1 protein-coding gene and 1 pseudogene are annotated in these 3437 nt (G+C 58.5%); one reads left to right on the plus strand and one right to left on the minus strand.

What is annotated here, in order from left to right:
• Positions 1 to 60 precede the first annotated feature (60 nt).
• Positions 61 to 1476, plus strand: a pseudogene (locus IE243_RS24070) (IS1182 family transposase).
• A gap of 139 nt (positions 1477 to 1615) precedes the next feature.
• Here IE243_RS24070 and IE243_RS22290 read toward each other — a convergent pair.
• Positions 1616 to 3067, minus strand: a complete 1452-nt coding sequence (locus IE243_RS22290) for a hypothetical protein (RefSeq protein WP_191321487.1) — start codon at positions 3065 to 3067, stop codon at positions 1616 to 1618.
• Positions 3068 to 3437: the final 370 nt, after the last annotated feature.

Here is a 3437-nt window from a genome sequence, read left to right on the forward strand (position 1 = left end):
AGTCAGAAGTGGCTCACTTCTCGATGGAAAAACCGGCTCAGTTCTGGGTGAAAAACAACACTGGTCCCGCCCGACCACCTGCTGCGCAAGATTGATGGGGTAGTCGATTTTTCGTTCATCCACGATCTGACAGCGCCGTTGTATTGCGCCGACAACGGCCGGCCGCCGCTGGATCCGACCCTGATGTTCAAGGCGCTGTTCCTCGGCTACCTGTTCGGCGTGCGCTCAGAGCGCCAGCTCGTGCGGGAGATCGAGGTCAATGTCGCCTATCGCTGGTTTCTGCGGCTGAAGCTGACGCAAAAGGTCTTCGACGCCTCGACGCTGTCGCAGAACCGCCGCCGGCGCTACCAGGACGAGAGCGTGGCGCAGGCGATCTTCGACCGCATCGTCGAGCAGGCGATGACGCTCGGTCTGGTCGACGGGCGCACGCTGTACACGGATTCCACCCATCTGAAGGCGAACGCCGACAAGAACTGGTTCGATGTCGAACTGGCGGCGAAGTCGCGGGCGGCCTACTGGGCGGAACTTGACGCGGCCATTGATACCAGAACCCGATGAGCGTGACTCATCGGGTTCTGGCTAAGCCCGTGCGGCGCCTGAGCATTCAGGATGCGGATGCGTCAGCATCTTCGCATCCTGGTATGAGGAAGACCGGGCCACTCATGGCCAGAAGCCCTTGCCGCCAGCGCCGCCGCGCGAGCCGCCGGTGAAGCCCACCAAGATCAGCCGCACCGACAGGGATAGCGGCTACATGGTGCGCGATGGCAAGCCGAAAGGCTTCTTCTACCTCGACCATCGCACGGTGGACGGCAAGTTCAGCATCATCACCGACAGCTTCGCCACGCCGGCCAACGTGCATGACAGCATCCCCTATCTGGAGCGCCTCGACCGGCAGCGCGCCCGCTTTGGCCTGCCGGTGACAACCGTTGGCCTCGACGCCGGCTACGCCACCGCCGCCATCGCCCATGGACTGGAACAGCGCTCCATTACCGGCGTCACCGGCTACCGCACCCCGAGCCCGCCCCGACCCGGCATGATGCGTCCGTCACGCTTCATCTACGAGGAGCAGGCCGACATCTATCGCTGTCCGCAGGGGCAGGCTGTGGCTTACGCCACCACGGATCGCCAGGGCTATCGCCACTATCACTCCGATCCGGACCAATGCCGCGCCTGCCCCCTGCTGGCTTCCTGCACCACCAACGCCCAAGCCCGGCGCATCATTACCCGCCATGTCTGGCAGGACGCCCGCGCACGCACCGACGCCCCCGCCTCACCGTCTGGGGCAGGCTGGTTTACGCAAGGCGCAAGGAGACAGTGGAGCGCTCCTTTGCAGACGCCAGGCAGCTCTTCGGCCACCGCTACGCCCGCTTCCGGGGCATCACGCGCGTCAGGATACAGTGCCTGCTCGCCGCTGCCGCGCAGAACATCAAGAAAATCGCCCAGGTCTGCGCAACCACCCCGCGCCAGCCGGCCTGAAGGCGCAGCGCTCTCACGTATCTCCAGCACAAAACGCCGAAATGACTGGTTATCAGAGCAGCCAAAACAAAACCCCTGCAAAATTGACGGGGTTCGCTAGGGCCGAGGCGAGGGTAAAACGCTCGCCCATAAAACAGTCTCACTCAGCTAACGCGCCCCATGACTTCATCAAGTAGTCCATGTCCAAATTCGCCTGATATTCGCGCATGAATCTTTCGAATTCCGCCTCGGTTGGGGGCGTGAAATCGACATCTTCAGGCAAACTATAGGGAGTCCATTCACCCTTGACATAGTTCATCAGACGATCCGGATACGCATACTCCGGGAATCCCTCGAAACTCCTGTAGAGGCGCTTCGGATTTTTGTCATCTCCAGCCCATTCCTGCAACTCAAGCCGCGAAAAGCCGGGGAACCATTCCAAGCCATTTACGATATTCTCATAGGCAGACTGGACGTTAGCCTCCAGTGATCCCATGGCGACATAGTCGCGATACGAAACGAAGCACTTGGCCTGATCCTCGGTCAATCGACCAAGTTTGACCCACGTGTACACGGTTTCAACCCAAGCAATTCGCTCTTGAACGTACCAGAGGACCTCCTTGCGTTGCATCTCTTTCAAATACGCAGCATGGAGAGATGACCGTCCAACATCAGCAAATCGCGAGATAACGCGATAATACGCCATCTCACGGTTGATCAGGAAATTGGCCCTTTCGTCCGTTTCGTCATCAAAGAAGGCGATGCGAATCCACTTCCTGAGCTCCTCATCGGGAAGATAGGCGACCGTGCTGTCATCGCTGATCATCGGCCAGACAGCCTGAAACCCAAACGCAGGAAACTCCTTCTTGACGCAATCGGGCATGGCATCAAAATCGTCTGGGTCTGTGAAATCATATGGAAGCCGCATGCGATTGCGAGCCATCTCTGATTGATCGCTCAAAACGGCATGCAGGGAGACGTAAATCTGGCGGTCGTAATCTGCGCCTTCGGTATCCTCGAAGAATCCCTTACCCTCTTCGCCCTCTGGCACCACAACCAGCGCCGGCATCGGAGCGCGACGTGCTTCGGTCGAATTCACACCGCTGACAAGCGGAACAGATGACACTTCGGCGTCTAGCTTGTCTGCGACCTTCGCCAGCACCGTGCCTGGCTTAAACGAACTCCGTACGTTCAGGCCCAGGAGAGCCCGCTCCACACCAGCCTGCGTCTTCGCGCGTGTTGCGCGCCGGGGACGCGCCCTTTCACATGAGTGAATACGTGGACGACCACGGCCACGGCGAACAACCTCCGGGGGCAACCCTTCAGCAGCCAGACGCTCGTTGAGCGACGCCAAACCACGGTTCTCGAGCCCAGCCTCTCTCTCGCGTCGATAGCGACCGCCTTCAGTCAGGAAGGCGATATCCTCAACCTCTTCGAGCGCCAGCTGCTCCTTGATGGCGATAACCTTTAGGCGCTGCTCGAACTGCGCCTTTATTTCTTCCGCTTCTTTAAGTAAACTGGGCAGATATTCGTTTAAAATGCGGTCACGACGGCGTCCAGGGCGCTCTACACCTTGCCAGTACCCATAAACTACCTGCCGAGCCTTAGACATCGTTGCCTCTTTCCAAAGCTAAACCCAAAACACAAGTATTTTAAGGCAGCAGAACAACAGGGTCAACGCGCCACCGGCATGACATGGACAACTTCCGAGCGGTAAGTGTGGCGGAAAAAAATCACACCATAAAGGGCATGCGTATCTAGTACCGTTCCATTGGTTCTTCGCCGCGCGTGCTATGCTGGAAACGCGAGTTGGCAGAACCTCAACGGCCTGCGTGATGCTTCCGGAGCAATGATGCACGGTCTTTAAGTTCTGGTAAAACGTACGGACAGGAAGCTCTCTTGGGGATCAATGTTCTCCCGCATTCCATAAGATATCTTCTGCGAATAATGCTTGAGCCTGCTGACGACAAGCGATCATGGGC

The sequence above is a fragment of the Camelimonas fluminis genome (genome assembly GCF_014656355.1).
Lineage (GTDB): Bacteria > Pseudomonadota > Alphaproteobacteria > Rhizobiales > Beijerinckiaceae > Camelimonas > Camelimonas fluminis.

Coding starts and splice junctions, on each gene's coding strand:
- IE243_RS22290 (WP_191321487.1), bottom strand. CDS start 3,067: ATGTCTAAGGCTCGGCAGGTAGTTTATGGGTACTGGCAAGGTGTAGAG.